We start from the raw sequence: 14,377 nt of genomic DNA, 5'->3' as shown, positions 1-14,377 counted from the left end.
GAGCGTGACTTCACGGCGACGATCAGGCGGCGGCGACACGGCCGAGACGCCGGTGGGCCGGGGTTTCGCCTACCGTCTCTACCAGCGCCGAATCCGCCGCGGCCTCGCCGAAGCCGAGGTGCCGAACCACGTCGCGATGATCGTCGACGGAAACCGCCGCTGGGCTAAGCAGCGCATGCTCGAGACCGCGGCGCACGGGCATCGTGCCGGTGCCGCGAAGATCCGCGAGTTCTTGACCTGGTGCGACGAGCTCGGCATCAAGGTCGTCACGCTCTACCTCCTCTCGGCCGACAACCTCACCAACCGCCACGACGAAGAGCTCGAAGCTCTCGTCGACATCATCTCCGAGCTGGCTCACGACCTGTCGCAGCAGGGCGACTGGCGGGTGCAGCACGTCGGGTCGGTCGACGGGCTCCCCGGATCCTTGGTTTCTGCGCTTCAGGAGGCAGAGGCGGGCACGGCGAAGCATGCCGGTCTGCACGTCAACCTCGCGGTCGGCTACGGTGGCCGGCGCGAGATCGCCGACGCCATGCGCAGTATCGTGCGAGCCCACGGCGAAGGCGGCGGCACCATCGACGACCTCGCCGACGTGCTGACCCCCGAGCTCATCGCCGACCACCTCTACACGGGGGGACAGCCCGACCCCGACCTGGTGATCCGCACCTCGGGGGAGCAGCGCCTCAGCGACTTCATGCTGTGGCAGAGCGCGCACAGCGAGTTCTATTTCGTCGAGGCCTTCTATCCGGATTTGCGTGAGGTCGACTTCTTGCGGGCCGTCCGAGACTTCGCGAACCGCCACCGCAGGTACGGTAGTTAGGTTCGTTCGCATACAAGGAGCCCGCGTGACCACCATCGACGAGTACCGCCAGGGTTTCGCAGAAGATCCGGGATATCTCGACTTCGCCTCCTTCGGGCCCATGAGCAAGGCCGTCTTGGCCGAGCAGAACGCCCTCGGCGAGATCCACGCCCGAGGTCGGTACGGCGCGGGGAGCGTCTTCGACGAGCAAGACATCCGCGTGCGCGAGGCGGTTCGCCGCCTCACCGGGTTCCCGACCGACCGGGTGGTGTTCCAGCCCAACGCTTCGATGGGGTTGTTCCACGCCATGTTCGGCTTGACCGGACAGGTGCTCTACTCGGCGCGGGAGTACCCGAGCATCCCCGTCGCGGCGCAGCGAGCCGCCCAGGCTCTGCACTCGGTCGACTCGATCACGATGCAGCCGCCGCAGGGGGTCGTGACCCCTGAGGTGGTTCGTGACAACCTCACGCCCGCGACCACCGCCGTCGCGGTGAGTCTCGTCGACTATCGCACCGGCTACCGGAGCGATCTCGAGGGCATTCGCGACGTGATCGGCGACCGGCTGCTGATCGTCGACGCGATCCAGGGCTTCGGAGTCGTCGAGGCCGCCTACGAGCTGGCCGACGTCGTCGTGGCGGGCGGGCAGAAGTGGGTTCGGGCGGGCTGGGGAACAGGTTTCCTCGCACTGAGCGAACGCGCGGCGACCGACCTGGTTCCGCTCATCAGCGGGGTCACCGGCACGATCGTTCCGCTCGGCTCGTCGTACGAAGAGGTACCGCCGCCCCTGCAGGGTGCTGCCGCCTTCCAGGTCACGCGCACCGACCCGATCGCGCAGGCCCGTTTCGCGACGGCTCTCGAAGGCATCGCCGACGTCGGAGTCGGCGCCATCTCCGGGGCGATCGCCGAGACGGTGTCGTCGATCATCGACCTCGCCGACGAGTTCGCACTTCCCGTCATCTCCTCGCGAGACGAGAGCGAGCGCGCCGGCATCGTCGTGCTCGAGCCCGAGCCGCCGCAGGTGACGGCCATCACCGCCTCGCTCATCAACCACGGAATCACCGCGACCGTCCGTGACGGCATGGTGCGACTCAGCGCGCACGTGTCGACGGGCGACGAGACGCTCGGAGCCCTGCGGGGGGCGCTCACGTCGTACGCGACGACCGTGCACTACTGACCGTCTCTCGGCCCGGGGGTTGACCGGAGACGAGGATCCGGCAGACGCCGCTCGGATCCTCGTCCCTTTGCCCTGGTCTGTCGTGGGGCCCCTGTGGCGCGCGTTAATCTGCCCGTAACCCCGGCACGGTGTGTCGGATTTGTGGGATGTCGGTGGGCTGACGTAGCTTCAAGCCATCGGGTAAGGCACCCGGTCGAGACGGCCACGTAAGTTCGTCTAGCTCTTGCTCCATGGCCGACTCGTGGGTAGGTACCGGGTGTTCTTCACCCGGAGATGGAGTCGGTCGTGACCGCATTCGAAGTCACTCCCCAGGCAACCTCAGCTTCGAGCGGGGCGGCGGTGCCGGCCACGGGTCAGCGCACCTACGTGCTCGACACGTCGGTGCTGCTGAGCGATCCCCAGGCGATGTTCCGGTTCGCCGAACAGTCGGTGGTGATTCCGGTCGTCGTCGTGAGCGAGCTCGAGAAGAAACGCCACGACCCCGAGCTCGGCTACTTCGCCCGGCAGGCGCTCCGGCTGCTCGACGACCTCCGCGTCAAGCACGAACGACTCGACTTTCCCGTCGAGGTCGGCGAGGGCGGTTCGCTGCGGGTCGAGCTCAACCACTCGAACATGTCGGTGCTCCCCTCCGGCCTCCGTCTCGACGACAACGACTCGCGGATCCTCGCCGTCGCATCTAACCTCTCGGCCGACGGGCTCGACGTGGTCGTCGTCTCGAAAGACCTGCCCTTGCGAGTCAAGGCGGCGTCGATCGGTCTCTCGGCGGAGGAGTACCGGGCCGAGCAGATCGTCGACTCGGGCTACACCGGCATCGCCGAGGTCGAGATCTCGGCCGAGCAGATGAAGAGGCTCTACGACGACGAGCACATCTCGACCCGCGAGGCCGAGCAGCCGGTCAACACAGGGCTCGTGATGCACTCCGACCGCGGCTCCGCTCTCGGCCGCGTCACGTCTCGCGGCCACGTCCGGCTGGTCCGCGGCGACCGCGACGTCTTCGGGCTCCACGGCCGCTCGGCCGAGCAGCGACTCGCGATCGACCTGCTGCTCGATCCGGAGGTCGGCATCGTGTCGCTCGGCGGCAGCGCCGGCACCGGCAAGTCGGCGCTGGCCCTCTGCGCCGGCCTCGAAGCCGTGCTCGAGAAGCAGCAGCACAAGAAGATCATGGTGTTCCGTCCGCTCTACGCGGTCGGCGGGCAAGACCTCGGCTTCTTGCCGGGCGACGCGGGCGAGAAAATGAACCCGTGGGCGCAGGCGGTCTTCGACACCCTCGGGGCGATCGTGTCGCAGAACGTGCTCGACGAGGTGCTGGAGCGAGGCATCCTCGAGGTGCTTCCGCTCACGCACATTCGCGGGCGTTCGCTGCACGACGCCTTCGTGATCGTCGACGAGGCCCAGTCGCTCGAGCGGAACGTGCTCCTCACGGTGCTGTCGCGCATCGGTCAGAACTCTCGCGTGGTGCTCACCCACGACGTGGCCCAGCGCGACAACCTGCGGGTCGGCCGGCACGACGGCGTCGCCTCGGTGATCGAGACCCTCAAGGGCCACCCGCTGTTCGCCCACGTCACACTCACCCGCTCCGAGCGCTCGGCGATCGCGGCCCTCGTGACCGAGCTGCTGGAGTCGAACGAGTTGGCCTGATCGACCGCGATCTCTGCTGACACGAGGCGCCCCGGGTTTCGACTCGGGGCGCCCGTGTAGTCGGACGCCGGCCCCTCTTCGTCTCCACCGGGCCGGAGCGGGGAGTGGCTCTCCACCGACGGAACCTCCTGGAATCTGCGGTGCGACCGCCGCTCTAGCGTCGACGCATGATCGCCTTCGTAGACGCCGCAGTCGTCCTCGCGCTCCTCGGGGTTGCCGCGCCCAGCCCGCCGGGCGCGCTCGCGCCCGCGGTGTGGCTCGCGTTCACGACGCCGCTCCTGATTCGATCCGACGTCACGAGGCGACGCCTGCCGAACCTCGCGACGATGCCCGCGCTCGGCCTTGTGCTGGGATCGAGTGCCGTCGCCGTCTTTGTCGATACGGGAGTCAAGGATCCTGCGCTCGCCCTGCTCGTCACCACGCTCATCGCCGCGGGTGGCCTTCTGTCAGCGCGCCTCGGTGGCGTCGGCCTCGGTGACGTCAAGCTCGCCGCCGCCGCGGCCGGCTCGGCGGCGCTCGTGGGGACCGATGCCGCCTGGGCGTTGATGGTCGTCGCCGGTGCCTCCGGCGGGGCGGTGGTGCTGGCGGTGAGGCTGCGGCTGCGTCGAGTGAAGCGGCGGAAGAGTCGTTGCGTCGACCCCGCAAGAGAGGTCGGTGAGATCCCCTACGGGCCGTGCCTGTTGTTCGGGTACTGGGTCGCGTTGGCGGTGGTGAACGTCGTGTGACCTCTCACGCGCGTCTGCCGAATGCGCGAAATCCGCCCGGAGCACTCGGCTGCCGGGCAGATTTCGCGCTATCGAGGGTGTGTGGTCGCGTCAGCCCGGGTGGGTCATGCTGAGCACGTCGAGCGCCTTGTCGAGTTGCTCTTCGGTGACTTCGCCGCGCTCGACGAAGCCGAGGTCGACGACGGCCTCGCGCACGGTCATCTTGGCCGACACCGAGTGCTTGGCGATCTTCGCCGCCGCCTCGTAGCCGACGATGCGGTTGAGCGGCGTGACGATCGACGGTGACGATTCGGCGAGGGCGCGGGCGTGCTCGACGTTGGCGACGAGGCCGTCGACGGCCTTGTCGGCGAGAGCCCGGGTGGCGTTCGACAGCAGGCGGATCGACTCGAGGAGGGCGGTGCCCATCACGGGAATGGCGACATTCAGCTCGAAGGCGCCGGAGGCACCGGCCCAGGCGATGGTCGCGTCGTTGCCGATCACGCGCGCGCTGACCATCAGGACGGCCTCGGGGATGACCGGGTTGACCTTGCCGGGCATGATCGACGATCCCGGCTGCAGGTCGGGGATGTGCAGCTCGCCGAGGCCGGCGTTGGGGCCGGAGCCCATCCAGCGGAGGTCGTTGTTGATCTTGGTGAGGCTGACGGCGAGAACGCGCAGTGCACCCGAGGCCTCGACGAGGCCATCGCGGGCGCCCTGAGCCTCGAAGTGGTCGAGAGCCTCGGTGATGGGCAGCGCCGAGTCGGCGGCGAGCAGGGCGATGACACGCTGCGGGAACCCGGCCGGTGTGTTGATGCCGGTGCCGGTGGCCGTGCCGCCGAGGGGAACCTCGGCCACCCGGGGGAGCGTGCCGGTGACGCGCTCGATGCCCAGCCGGATCTGGCGGGCGTAGCCGCCGAACTCCTGACCGAGGGTGACGGGGGTGGCATCCATCAGGTGGGTGCGACCCGCCTTTACGACCCCGCTCCACTCGTCGGCCTTCTTCTCGAGGGCGATCGCGAGGTGATCGAGGGCCGGGATGAGGTCGTGCAGGATCGCGCCGGTGACCGCGACGTGCACCGATGTCGGGAACACGTCGTTCGACGACTGCGAGGCGTTGACGTGGTCGTTGGGGTGGACGGGAGACCCGAGGATCCCCGAGGCCAGCGTCGCGAGGACCTCGTTCATGTTCATATTCGACGAGGTGCCGCTGCCGGTCTGATAGACGTCGACGGGGAATTGATCGTGGTGGGCCCCCTCGATCAGCAGGTCGGCCGCTTCGGCGATGGCCGAGGCGATCGCGGGGTCGATGATGCCCATCTCGCCGTTGACGACGGCCGCCGAGCGTTTGATCCGCGCGAGCGCCACGATCTGTGCCGGTTCGAGCCCGGCGCCCGAGATCGGGAAGTTCTCGACCGCTCGCTGCGTCTGGGCGCTGTAGAGGGCGTTCGCGGGCACGCGCACCTCTCCCATCGTGTCGTGCTCGATGCGGTACTCGGCTGCGTTGGTGGCGTCGGTAGTGGTCACGTCGTTGTGGTCCTTCCGTGGGCTCGGTGCTCCGGTAGGGGCGTCGAGCGGTGCGTTGGTGGTGTGGGGATGAATCGGGGCGACGACAAGCCGCTCACGAGCGGACTGTGATTCGAGACCGCCGGTTAGAGGTCGCCGACCACGGTGTGGACGTCGACGCGGCCGTTGGCGAGGTCGTAGTTGGCCCCGACCACTGCCAACTTACCGGTGGCCACAGCCTCGGAGATGAGAATCGACCGCTCCAGGAGGGCGCCGACCGAGGCCTCGATGTGAAGGCGCCCGACCTCTCGCGGGTCGAGGGCGTGGTCGTCGCCCGGCTGGACGCCGAGTGCGCGGTGGGCCCGCTTGACGGAGGGGACGATCATGTCGATGACGCGCTGGAGGTGGAACGACTGGGGCTCGGAGTCGGCGTCGATCGACTGGATCGCCGCCGCGACCGCACCGCAGCTGTCGTGGCCGAGGACCACGATCAACGGGATGCCCAGCTCGCCGACGGCGAATTCGAGAGAACCGATCACGGTGTCGCCGACGACCTGACCGGCGTTGCGCACGACGAAGAGGTCGCCGAGGCCGGCGTCGAAAATGATCTCGGCGCCGAGGCGGGAGTCGGCGCACCCGAAAAGGGCCGCGACGGGGGTTTGGCCGCCCGCGAGCTGAGCGCGTCGATCGGCGTCTTGGCGGGGGTGCTCGGGCGCCCCGGCGACGAAGCGCTCGTTGCCGGCTCGCATTTCGTCCCAGGCGGCGCCGGGCGTACGAGTGGGGGTGTCTGCGGTGGTCACGAGCGGTCTCCTGCGGGTGTTCGGAGGTGGGCGGGGTCTGGTGTCAGTCGGAGAGCTGGTCGGCGATGCGACCGGCCAGCAGGTCGAACTCGGCGTCGTCGGCCGTACCGGCGAGGACGACGGTCGAGTCGCCCTCGACTCCGACCATGGCGTATTCGGTGTTGCCGGCGTCTGTTTTGTCGCGCTGGTTGTAGACGGCCCAGCGGACTCCGCCGACCGTCTTCGACGACGTCTGACGAGCCTCGCCGAGCTGGTTGCTGACCCACGTGGCGTTGGCCTTGAAGCCCTGGGTCACCCCGATGAACTGCGTCGACGGAGTGATGAGCCCGACGTACCAGCTGGCGACGCCCGACGAGCCGGCCGGCCGGACCTCGGCGCGGTTGCTCGTCCACCCCGAGGGCAACTGAGGGGCGGCGAGCGTTTCGCTCTGCCGGGGTTGCGCGTCGGCGGCCACCTTCAGGTAATCGATCGTCTTGAGCTGCGAGGCCCCCGGCCGCACGACGACGAGGACGAGCAGCACCACGATGCCCACGGACACGATGATGGCGATGGTGAGGTTGAAGGCTGTTTGATTCTCGCGATGGGCACGCGAGCTGGCGGCTTTGCGGGCGGCCGTCTCAGAGGGGGTCTCGGGTCGCCCCAATTCGGCGACGACACGGGGTGCGCGCTGCTTGCCGACCGGGGGCGGGGGTGGGGGAACGCTGCTCATTCGGTTACGACCTGAGCTCGTGCCCGCTCGAGACGCTCTTTCGCGCCGAGCAGCCACTCTTCGCACCGGGCGGCAAGCGCCTCCCCGCGCTCCCAGAGGGCGAGCGATCTCTCGAGAGTCGACGACCCCTGCTCGAGCTCGTTCACCACGGTGACGAGCTCGTCGCGCGCCTGCTCGTACGAGAGGTCGGCGACGGCGTTGGAGTCAGCCGCCGCGGTGCGTGCGTCGGCGTCGGAGGGAGAGGTCTGTGCCACGGGGTGATCCTATCGAGAGAGGGTGGACGTCGATCGGGAGGGGAGGGTCAGGCCGAGACCGGGCCGGTGCTGGTGGCGCCGAGCGTGCCCGAGGCGAGGGTCAGCACCAGGGGTGTGGAGTTGGGGGCCTCGGAGGCGTCGCGCAGGACGGCGCCGGAGGGGAGCTGGACGATGGAATAGCCGCGTCGCAGGGTCGACTCGGGTGAGAGGGCGCGAAGCTGGACGGTGAGCTCGGAGACCCGGGTGCCTGCACGTTCGAGCGCTCGCCGCAGCAGCTCCTCGCTGCGGGCCACGTAGCGGACCAGCTCGTCGGCTCGAGACTCGATCATCGTGGCGGGGCGGGCGAGCACCGGCCGGCTGCGGATCTGACCGAGTCGGTCGATCTCGACGTTCACGATGTGGGTGAGACGAGAGCCCATCCGGGCACGGGCTTGACGAACGCCCTGCAGTTCTTCTCCCACGTCGGGGACGACCCGCTTGGCAGCATCGGTCGGCGTCGAAGCGCGGAGGTCGGCTACGTCGTCGAGAAGGGGCCGGTCGGCCTCGTGCCCGATCGCACTGACGATGGGAGTGGTGGCCGCCGCTGCGGCACGTACGAGAGTCTCGTCGCTGAAGCCCAGGAGATTCTGGAAATCGCCACCGCCTCGCGCGACGATGATGACGTCGACCTCGGGGTCGGCGTCGAGCCTCTGCAGCGCGGCGGTCACCTCGCCGACCATCCGGTCGCCCTGTACGGCCGCGTGGACGACCTTGAAGTGGACCGAGGGCCACCGCAGCTGAGCATTGCGCAGCACGTCTTTCTCGGCGTCGCTGTCTTTGCCGGTGATGAGGCCGATGCAGCCGGGCAGGAAGGGGAGGGGCCGTTTGCGGTCGGCACCGAAGAGGCCCTCCGATGCGAGCTGGCGTCGGAGACGCTCGAGTCGTTCGAGGAGGTCGCCGATGCCGACGTGGCGCATGTCGAACACCTGCATGGTGAGCGAGCCGCCCTTGACCCAATAGTTGGGCTTGATCGCCGCGATGACCCGATCGCCCTGCTTGAGGTCGGCGGGGATCTTGCCACGAACGCTCGACCAGATCGAGAACGAGACCGTCGCGTCGATCTCGAGGTCTTTGAGCTTGCCGTAGACGTTGCCGCCGGCGGAGTTCCACTGCGTGATCTCACCCTCGACCCAGGCCGTGCCGAGCCGGTCGATCCAGTCACGGACCTTGCCGGCGAGCAACCCCACCGGCCAGGGGGATTCGGCTGTGGGAGGCGGTGTGACGATCGTCAAAGGGGGCTCCTCCTGGGCGCTTGATCGAGAGACTCTCAGGCCGACCGGACCGGGCCCGCCTAGACTCGCTTCGTGAGCCGAATTACCAATGGCGCTCTCGCCATAGACCTTCCGACGCCGCGTGTTCCCGCGGTGCGCAACAGGCTAAAGGATACCCCCGTCATCGGGCGCAAACGCGTGCTCTTGGCGGCCCCTCGCGGCTACTGCGCTGGTGTCGACCGCGCCGTGATCGCCGTCGAGAAAGCCCTCGAGCACTACGGTTCGCCCGTCTACGTGCGCAAGCAGATCGTGCACAATGTGCACGTCGTCTCCACACTCGAACAGCAGGGTGCCATTTTCGTCGACGAGGTCGACGAGGTTCCCGAGGGGTCCCACATCGTCTTCAGTGCGCACGGGGTCGCCCCGAGCGTGGTCCAGGGAGCCGCCGATCGTGGTCTCCTGTCGATCGATGCGACCTGCCCCCTGGTCACCAAGGTGCACCGCGAGGCGGTCCGCTTCGCCAAGCAGGATCAGCACATCATCCTCATCGGGCACGCCGGTCACGAAGAGGTCGAGGGCACCATGGGCCACGCCCCCGATCGGACGACACTCGTGCAGAACCCCGCCGAGGTCGACCAGATCGAGGTCGCCGACCCCGACAACCTCGTGTGGCTGTCGCAGACGACCCTCAGCGTCGACGAGACGATGGAGACCGTCAACCGGCTCCGCGAGCGGTTCCCGAACATCCAGAATCCTCCGTCCGACGACATCTGCTACGCGACGCAGAACCGCCAGGTGGCGATCAAGAAGGTTTCGAAAGACGCCGATCTGGTGATCGTTGTCGGCAGCGCCAACAGCTCCAACAGTGTCCGCCTCGTCGAGGTCGCCCTCGAATACGGCGCCAAGGCCGCCTACCGGGTCGACTTCTCTTCCGAGATCCAGCAGGAGTGGCTCGACGGCGTCGAGACGGTCGGCGTCACCTCCGGTGCATCCGTGCCCGAAGTCCTGGTCGACGAGGTGCTCGCCGAGCTCTCCGACGCCGGCTACAACGACGTCGGCGAAGTCGTCACCGCCGAAGAAGACCTGATGTTCTCGCTGCCGAAAGAGCTCCGCAAAGACGCGACCGGCAGCGTCGACTCGCGGGCGCTCGGCGGCCGCACTCGATGACCGATCCCGACGGCGACGTGCGGGTCGAGGGGCGTCCGGCCCCCGAGTACGGCGAGTACGCGCCGCCGGGCTGGGTGAGCCCGGTTGCCCCGGCACCGGTCGACGAGCAACGAGCGCAGGATCCTGCGGCTCGCCAACAGGGCGACGCACGTCCGGCCCCGCCCGAGGCCCGGCAGCGATTCGACGCTCCTCCGCCGACCGGTGCCCCCGTCGCCGGCCCTCCGCCCCGAGCGCTTCGCCGCGCCGCGTTCAATCGGTTCGCCACCGTCCTGCTCGCCGTTCTCGGCGGCTACGACGTCGTCAGTTCGGCGTTCGACGCCAAGACCTTCACCGGTCGCTACGTGTCGGAGTTCACGAAGCTCGGGTACCTGAGTGGCACCTTCCAGAGCACTGCGATCCTCGACACCGTCGCTCTTGTAGCGGCCATCGTCTCGGTGCCGGTCTTTTTGATCGCGCTGGTCGTCGCTCTACGCCGCCTGCGAGTCGGCAAGCGATCGTGGCTGGTGCTGCTGCTGCCGGGCGTGATCGTGAATCTCGCGCTGGGCCTGATCGTCGTGGCGATCGTCATGGGCGACCCCTCGTTCACCGGAGCCGTCTAGTCGCGTCACCCACTCGGATCCTGGGGTCGATTCACTAGGGCCCGAGACGACGAAAGCCCCGCCCAAGTAGGCGGGGCTTTCGCGTCGAGTCTCAGCCCTGCGAGTGGCCGAACGAGCCGAGCTGCTTGGTGGCCTCGATCACGCGAGCGGCCATGGCCGACTCGGCGATCTTGCCCCAGGAGCGCGGGTCGTAAGTCTTCTTGTTGCCGACCTCGCCGTCGACCTTCAAGAAGCCGTCGTAGTTCTTGAGCACCGTGTCAGCGATCGAGCGGGAGAAGGCGTACTGCGTGTCGGTGTCGATGTTCATCTTCACGACGCCGTTCGAAACGGCCTCCGAGATCTCGGCGTCGGACGAGCCCGAACCGCCGTGGAAGACGAGCTCGAGGGGCTTGTCTTTCGTGCCGAACTTCTCTTGGATGCCCTGCTGGATCTCGCCGAGGAGTTCGGGGCGGAGCTTGACGTTGCCGGGCTTGTAGACGCCGTGGACGTTGCCGAAGGTGAGCGCCGCGATGTAGCGACCCTTCTCGCCGAGGCCGAGCGCCTCGACCACGCGGGTCACGTCGCCGACGGTCGTGTACAGGGCGTCGTTGGTGCCCTCGTGCTCGACGCCGTCTTCTTCGCCGCCGACGACGCCGATCTCGACCTCGAGAATGGCGTTGATCGCACGGGTGCGCTTGAGCATCTCTTCGGCGATCGAGATGTTCTCGTCGAGGGGAACCGCCGAGCCATCCCACATGTGCGACTGGAACAGCGGGTTGCGCCCGGCCTTGATCTCCTCTTCGGAGGCCGCGATCAAGGGCAGCACGAACCCGTCAAGAGCGTCTTTCGGGCAGTGGTCGGTGTGCAGAGCCACGGTGATCGGGTAGTTCTTGGCCACCTCGGTGGCGAACTTGGCGAACGCGATGGCACCGGCGGCGCGGTTCTTGACGGTCTGGCCGGCGAAGTAGTCGGCACCTCCGGTCGTGACCTGGATGATGCCGTCGGAGCCGGCCTCGGTCAGACCCTGCAGCACCGAGTTGATGGTCTGCGACGACGAGACGTTGATGGCGGGGTAGGCGAACCCCTGCGCTTTGGCTCGGTCGAGCATCTCGGCGTACTGGTCTGGGGTGGCGACGGGCATGACTTCTCCTTCGATGACGGGCGCGTTCGGGCTCAACTCTAGACTCGCCGCCCAAATGGGCGCTCCATCGCGACGACGATGCACAGACGTGCAGACGAAAGCCCACCCTGCACGAAGGGATCGAGTCGAGGCCCTAGTAAAGTTCGGAATATGACGACTACGGAGCCAGGCACCCTGTTCACGCACCCCGACCGCAACCTCGGTATGGAGCTGGTGCGAGCGACCGAGGCCGCGGCGATCCGGGCAGCACCGTGGATCGGCCGAGGCGAGAAGAACCTCGCCGACGGCGCCGCGGTCGACGCCATGCGCAAATTCCTCGGCACGGTCGACTTCGACGGCGTCGTGGTGATCGGCGAGGGCGAGAAAGACGAAGCCCCCATGCTGTTCAACGGCGAGCACGTCGGCACGGGCAACGGGGCGTCGTTCGACATCGCCGTCGACCCGATCGACGGCACCTCGCTGACCGCGACCGGCCGCATGAACGCCGTCTCGGTCATCGCCGTCTCGGACCGCGGAACGATGTACGACCCGAGCGCCGTCTTCTACATGGACAAGATCGTGACGGGCCCCGAGGGTCGCGGAGTCATCGACCTCGCCCGCCCGATCGGTGAGAACATCCGCGCCCTGGCCGAGGCCAAGGGCATCCCCGTCGAAGAGATGCAGATCGCCGTTCTCGACCGCCCGCGCCACAAGCAGCTCATCGCCGACATCCGCGCGGCCGGAGCCGGCACGCGCCTGCTGCTCGACGGCGACGTCGCCGGTGGCATCAACGCCGCCCGCCCCGACTCGCGCATCGACATGTGTGTCGGTGTCGGCGGAACCCCCGAGGGCATCATCACCGCGTGCGCCGTCAAAGCGCTCGGCGGCGTGATCCAGGGGCGACTCAAGCCCAAAGACGACACCGAGCGCCAGCGCGCCCTCGACGCCGGGCACGACCTCGACCGGATTCTCGACCAGGACGACCTGGTCACGGGCGACAACACGTACTTCGTCGCGACGGGTGTCACCGACGGTGGCCTCGTGGCCGGTGTCTCGCGCAAAAACGGCCTCATTCGCACCGAGTCGCTCGTGCTGCGGTCGCACTCGGGCACCCAGCGTCGCGTGATCGCCGACCACCTCGAGTCGAAGTGGCTCGGCGAGTAGGAGCTCTTCCGGTCGGAACCCTCGACCGACCATCTCGGGCGGATCTGCCACCTCGGTGGCGGGTCCGCCCGTTTTCGTCGGTCGAGGGAACGCTGCCCTAGATAGCTGGGGGAGTCGGCGCGGGTGGGGAGGCAGGTGCAGGCGTGGGTACGGGCGCAGGAGCGGCGTCGAGCTCGGCGATGAGCTCGGGCGCAGCGAGATCGCGCGGTACGTCGTCGATCGGAGGGGACGCCGCGATGACGGTGCTCTCGTCGAGCACGCTCAGCCGTCGCGCCGACGGCAACACCTGCCGCTCGAGCGAGCCGACGAAGCGGTTGTAGTCGGTCACGGTGCCGCGGATCGACCGGCCGAGCTTGTCGACGTGAGTGGCCATCGTCGAGAGGCGGCCGTAGAGCTCGCGGCTCAGGTCGAACAGCTGCTTGGCCTCCTGGGTGACGACATCCTGCTGCCAGCTGAACGCGATGGTCTTGAGGACCGACCAGAGGGTGACGGGGGAGGCCAGCGCCACCTTCTTCTGGAAGGCGTAGTCCATCACGGAGGGGTCGGCCTCGAGGGCCGACGAGACGAGCGATTCGCTCGGGATGAACGCGATGGTGAGTTCGGGCGAAGACTCGAGCCCCGACCAGTAGGCCTTGCTCGACAGGGCGTCGATGTGCGCGCGGACCGCCTTGACATGCTCGCGGAGCAGCTCGCCCCGACGCGCGAACTCGGCCCCCGTCGCCGTCGCGGGGATGCTCGAAGCCTCGAGATAGGCGGAGAAGGGGACCTTGGCGTCGACCGCGATGTTCTTGCCGCCGGGCAGGTGGATGACCATGTCGGGGCGCCGGGCACCGGAATCGGCCACGATGCCGGTCTGGACGTCGAAGTCGACCCGTTCGAGAAGCCCGGCCGCCTGCACCACGTTGCGGAGCTGCGTCTCGCCCCAGACTCCGCGCGTGCTGTTCGACTTAAGGGCGGCCGCGAGCGACTCGGCCGTCGACCGGAGGCGCTCCTCCGACTCGGCGGCACTCCGCAGCTGCTCGCTCAGCTCGCCGTGCTGCCGGTGCCGCTGCTGTTCGAGCTCGGCGACCTTGAGCTGCACGGCTCGCAGACTCTCGGCGACCGGGCTGAGAGCCGTCAAGACCCGCCCGTCGGATGACGAGCGCCTGGTTTCGGCCTCGGCCGCGGCGATCAGCCGGTCGTGGAGCTCGTCGACCCGTTGCTCCTGCTGCTCGAGCTGCCGCGCGTGCAGCTCTTCTTGCGCGGCGAGGCGATCGCGGAGAGCGGCGGCGGTCGAGTCGGCGGCGGCCGCGCGAGCTGAGAGCAACAGGCGGCCGATCACGAGACCGGCCACCGCACCGGTGAGAAGACCGAGGAGAAGAGCCACGACGGGAGACATGCGAGGAGTCTGGCAGGAGCTACCGACAGTGCCGTCGGATCCTGGGATCTGGCCTCGACGGTGCTTCAGCGGAGCTGAGACATAATGTCATGACATTAAGCCAAAACCGGTGTACGCTCATCGGGAATCGCAGATCGGCCCA

Annotated in this window: 14 protein-coding genes; 7 read left to right on the top strand and 7 right to left on the bottom strand. The window is 68.2% G+C overall.

The features are described 5' to 3' along the window. Nucleotides 1-4 precede the first annotated feature (4 nt). The 4 genes from VH571_RS07470 to VH571_RS07455 all read left to right on the top strand — a co-directional run bounded on the left by VH571_RS07470 (nucleotide 5) and on the right by VH571_RS07455 (nucleotide 4,333). The gene (locus VH571_RS07470; protein ID WP_370544573.1) at nucleotides 5-817 is read left to right on the top strand and encodes an isoprenyl transferase; all 813 of its coding nucleotides are present in this window, start codon (nucleotides 5-7) and stop codon (nucleotides 815-817) included. A 25-nt stretch (nucleotides 818-842) separates the two neighbouring features. Continuing rightward, nucleotides 843-1,970, top strand: coding sequence for an aminotransferase class V-fold PLP-dependent enzyme (locus VH571_RS07465; RefSeq protein WP_423263969.1), 1,128 nt, complete (start codon nucleotides 843-845; stop codon nucleotides 1,968-1,970). Between the two features lie 273 nt (nucleotides 1,971-2,243). After that, nucleotides 2,244-3,608, top strand: coding sequence for a PhoH family protein (locus VH571_RS07460; RefSeq protein WP_423263967.1), 1,365 nt, complete (start codon nucleotides 2,244-2,246; stop codon nucleotides 3,606-3,608). A gap of 167 nt (nucleotides 3,609-3,775) precedes the next feature. Further along, on the top strand, nucleotides 3,776-4,333 hold the full coding sequence (locus tag VH571_RS07455) for a hypothetical protein (protein ID WP_423263966.1): 558 nt from the start codon (nucleotides 3,776-3,778) through the stop codon (nucleotides 4,331-4,333). A 90-nt stretch (nucleotides 4,334-4,423) separates the two neighbouring features. Here VH571_RS07455 and VH571_RS07450 read toward each other — a convergent pair whose 3' ends face one another. The 5 genes from VH571_RS07450 to xseA all read right to left on the bottom strand — a co-directional run bounded on the left by VH571_RS07450 (nucleotide 4,424) and on the right by xseA (nucleotide 8,849). Beyond that, on the bottom strand, nucleotides 4,424-5,836 hold the full coding sequence (locus VH571_RS07450) for a class II fumarate hydratase (RefSeq protein WP_268761022.1): 1,413 nt from the start codon (nucleotides 5,834-5,836) through the stop codon (nucleotides 4,424-4,426). A 125-nt stretch (nucleotides 5,837-5,961) separates the two neighbouring features. Continuing rightward, complete coding sequence (locus tag VH571_RS07445; protein ID WP_055963224.1) at nucleotides 5,962-6,564, bottom strand: carbonic anhydrase; 603 nt, start codon at nucleotides 6,562-6,564, stop codon at nucleotides 5,962-5,964. Nucleotides 6,565-6,658: 94 nt separating this feature from the next. Beyond that, the gene (locus VH571_RS07440) at nucleotides 6,659-7,324 is read right to left on the bottom strand and encodes a DUF4245 domain-containing protein (protein ID WP_423263965.1); all 666 of its coding nucleotides are present in this window, start codon (nucleotides 7,322-7,324) and stop codon (nucleotides 6,659-6,661) included. Next, nucleotides 7,321-7,578 carry an exodeoxyribonuclease VII small subunit gene (locus VH571_RS07435; RefSeq protein ID WP_423263964.1) on the bottom strand — a complete coding sequence of 86 codons (258 nt, stop codon included), beginning with the start codon at nucleotides 7,576-7,578 and terminating at the stop codon, nucleotides 7,321-7,323. Before VH571_RS07435 ends, VH571_RS07440 begins: the two co-directional genes overlap by 4 nt. Before the next feature lie 47 nt (nucleotides 7,579-7,625). Beyond that, nucleotides 7,626-8,849, bottom strand: a complete 1,224-nt coding sequence (xseA, locus tag VH571_RS07430) for an exodeoxyribonuclease VII large subunit (RefSeq protein ID WP_423263963.1) — start codon at nucleotides 8,847-8,849, stop codon at nucleotides 7,626-7,628. Between the two features lie 132 nt (nucleotides 8,850-8,981). Here xseA and VH571_RS07425 point away from each other — a divergent pair, with 132 nt between their 5' ends. Together VH571_RS07425 and VH571_RS07420 are read left to right on the top strand one after the other, a co-directional pair. Next, nucleotides 8,982-9,995, top strand: coding sequence for a 4-hydroxy-3-methylbut-2-enyl diphosphate reductase (locus tag VH571_RS07425; RefSeq protein ID WP_055963213.1), 1,014 nt, complete (start codon nucleotides 8,982-8,984; stop codon nucleotides 9,993-9,995). Continuing rightward, nucleotides 9,992-10,594: a DUF6264 family protein gene (locus VH571_RS07420; protein ID WP_194606549.1), complete on the top strand. Its 603-nt coding sequence runs from the start codon at nucleotides 9,992-9,994 to the stop codon at nucleotides 10,592-10,594. The genes VH571_RS07425 and VH571_RS07420 overlap by 4 nt, the downstream gene beginning before the upstream one ends. 91 nt (nucleotides 10,595-10,685) lie before the next feature. On the opposite strand, the gene fbaA is transcribed toward VH571_RS07420, so the two are convergent. Continuing rightward, on the bottom strand, nucleotides 10,686-11,714 hold the full coding sequence (fbaA, locus tag VH571_RS07415; protein WP_055963207.1) for a class II fructose-bisphosphate aldolase: 1,029 nt from the start codon (nucleotides 11,712-11,714) through the stop codon (nucleotides 10,686-10,688). A gap of 150 nt (nucleotides 11,715-11,864) precedes the next feature. Between fbaA and glpX the strand changes: the two genes are divergently transcribed. Continuing rightward, nucleotides 11,865-12,857 carry a class II fructose-bisphosphatase gene (gene glpX, locus VH571_RS07410; RefSeq protein ID WP_055963206.1) on the top strand — a complete coding sequence of 331 codons (993 nt, stop codon included), beginning with the start codon at nucleotides 11,865-11,867 and terminating at the stop codon, nucleotides 12,855-12,857. Nucleotides 12,858-12,954: 97 nt separating this feature from the next. Here glpX and VH571_RS07405 read toward each other — a convergent pair whose 3' ends face one another. Beyond that, nucleotides 12,955-14,235, bottom strand: a complete 1,281-nt coding sequence (locus VH571_RS07405; protein ID WP_423263962.1) for a DNA recombination protein RmuC — start codon at nucleotides 14,233-14,235, stop codon at nucleotides 12,955-12,957. Nucleotides 14,236-14,377 lie beyond the last annotated feature (142 nt).

Source organism: Frondihabitans sp. 4ASC-45, assembly GCF_049472575.1.
Classification (GTDB): Bacteria; Actinomycetota; Actinomycetes; order Actinomycetales; family Microbacteriaceae; genus Frondihabitans.
This window is presented reverse-complemented; position numbering and strand designations above follow the sequence as displayed.

What these genes read in the sequence shown, in the direction of transcription:
- VH571_RS07460 (WP_423263967.1), top strand. Translation starts at nt 2,244, where the DNA reads ATGGAGTCGGTCGTGACCGCATTCGAAGTCACTCCCCAGGCAACCTCA.
- VH571_RS07455 (WP_423263966.1), top strand. Translation starts at nt 3,776, where the DNA reads ATGATCGCCTTCGTAGACGCCGCAGTCGTCCTCGCGCTCCTCGGGGTT.
- VH571_RS07445 (WP_055963224.1), bottom strand. Translation starts at nt 6,564, where the DNA reads ATGCGAGCCGGCAACGAGCGCTTCGTCGCCGGGGCGCCCGAGCACCCC.
- VH571_RS07440 (WP_423263965.1), bottom strand. Translation starts at nt 7,324, where the DNA reads ATGAGCAGCGTTCCCCCACCCCCGCCCCCGGTCGGCAAGCAGCGCGCA.
- VH571_RS07420 (WP_194606549.1), top strand. Translation starts at nt 9,992, where the DNA reads ATGACCGATCCCGACGGCGACGTGCGGGTCGAGGGGCGTCCGGCCCCC.
- fbaA (WP_055963207.1), bottom strand. Translation starts at nt 11,714, where the DNA reads ATGCCCGTCGCCACCCCAGACCAGTACGCCGAGATGCTCGACCGAGCC.
- glpX (WP_055963206.1), top strand. Translation starts at nt 11,865, where the DNA reads ATGACGACTACGGAGCCAGGCACCCTGTTCACGCACCCCGACCGCAAC.
- VH571_RS07405 (WP_423263962.1), bottom strand. Translation starts at nt 14,235, where the DNA reads ATGTCTCCCGTCGTGGCTCTTCTCCTCGGTCTTCTCACCGGTGCGGTG.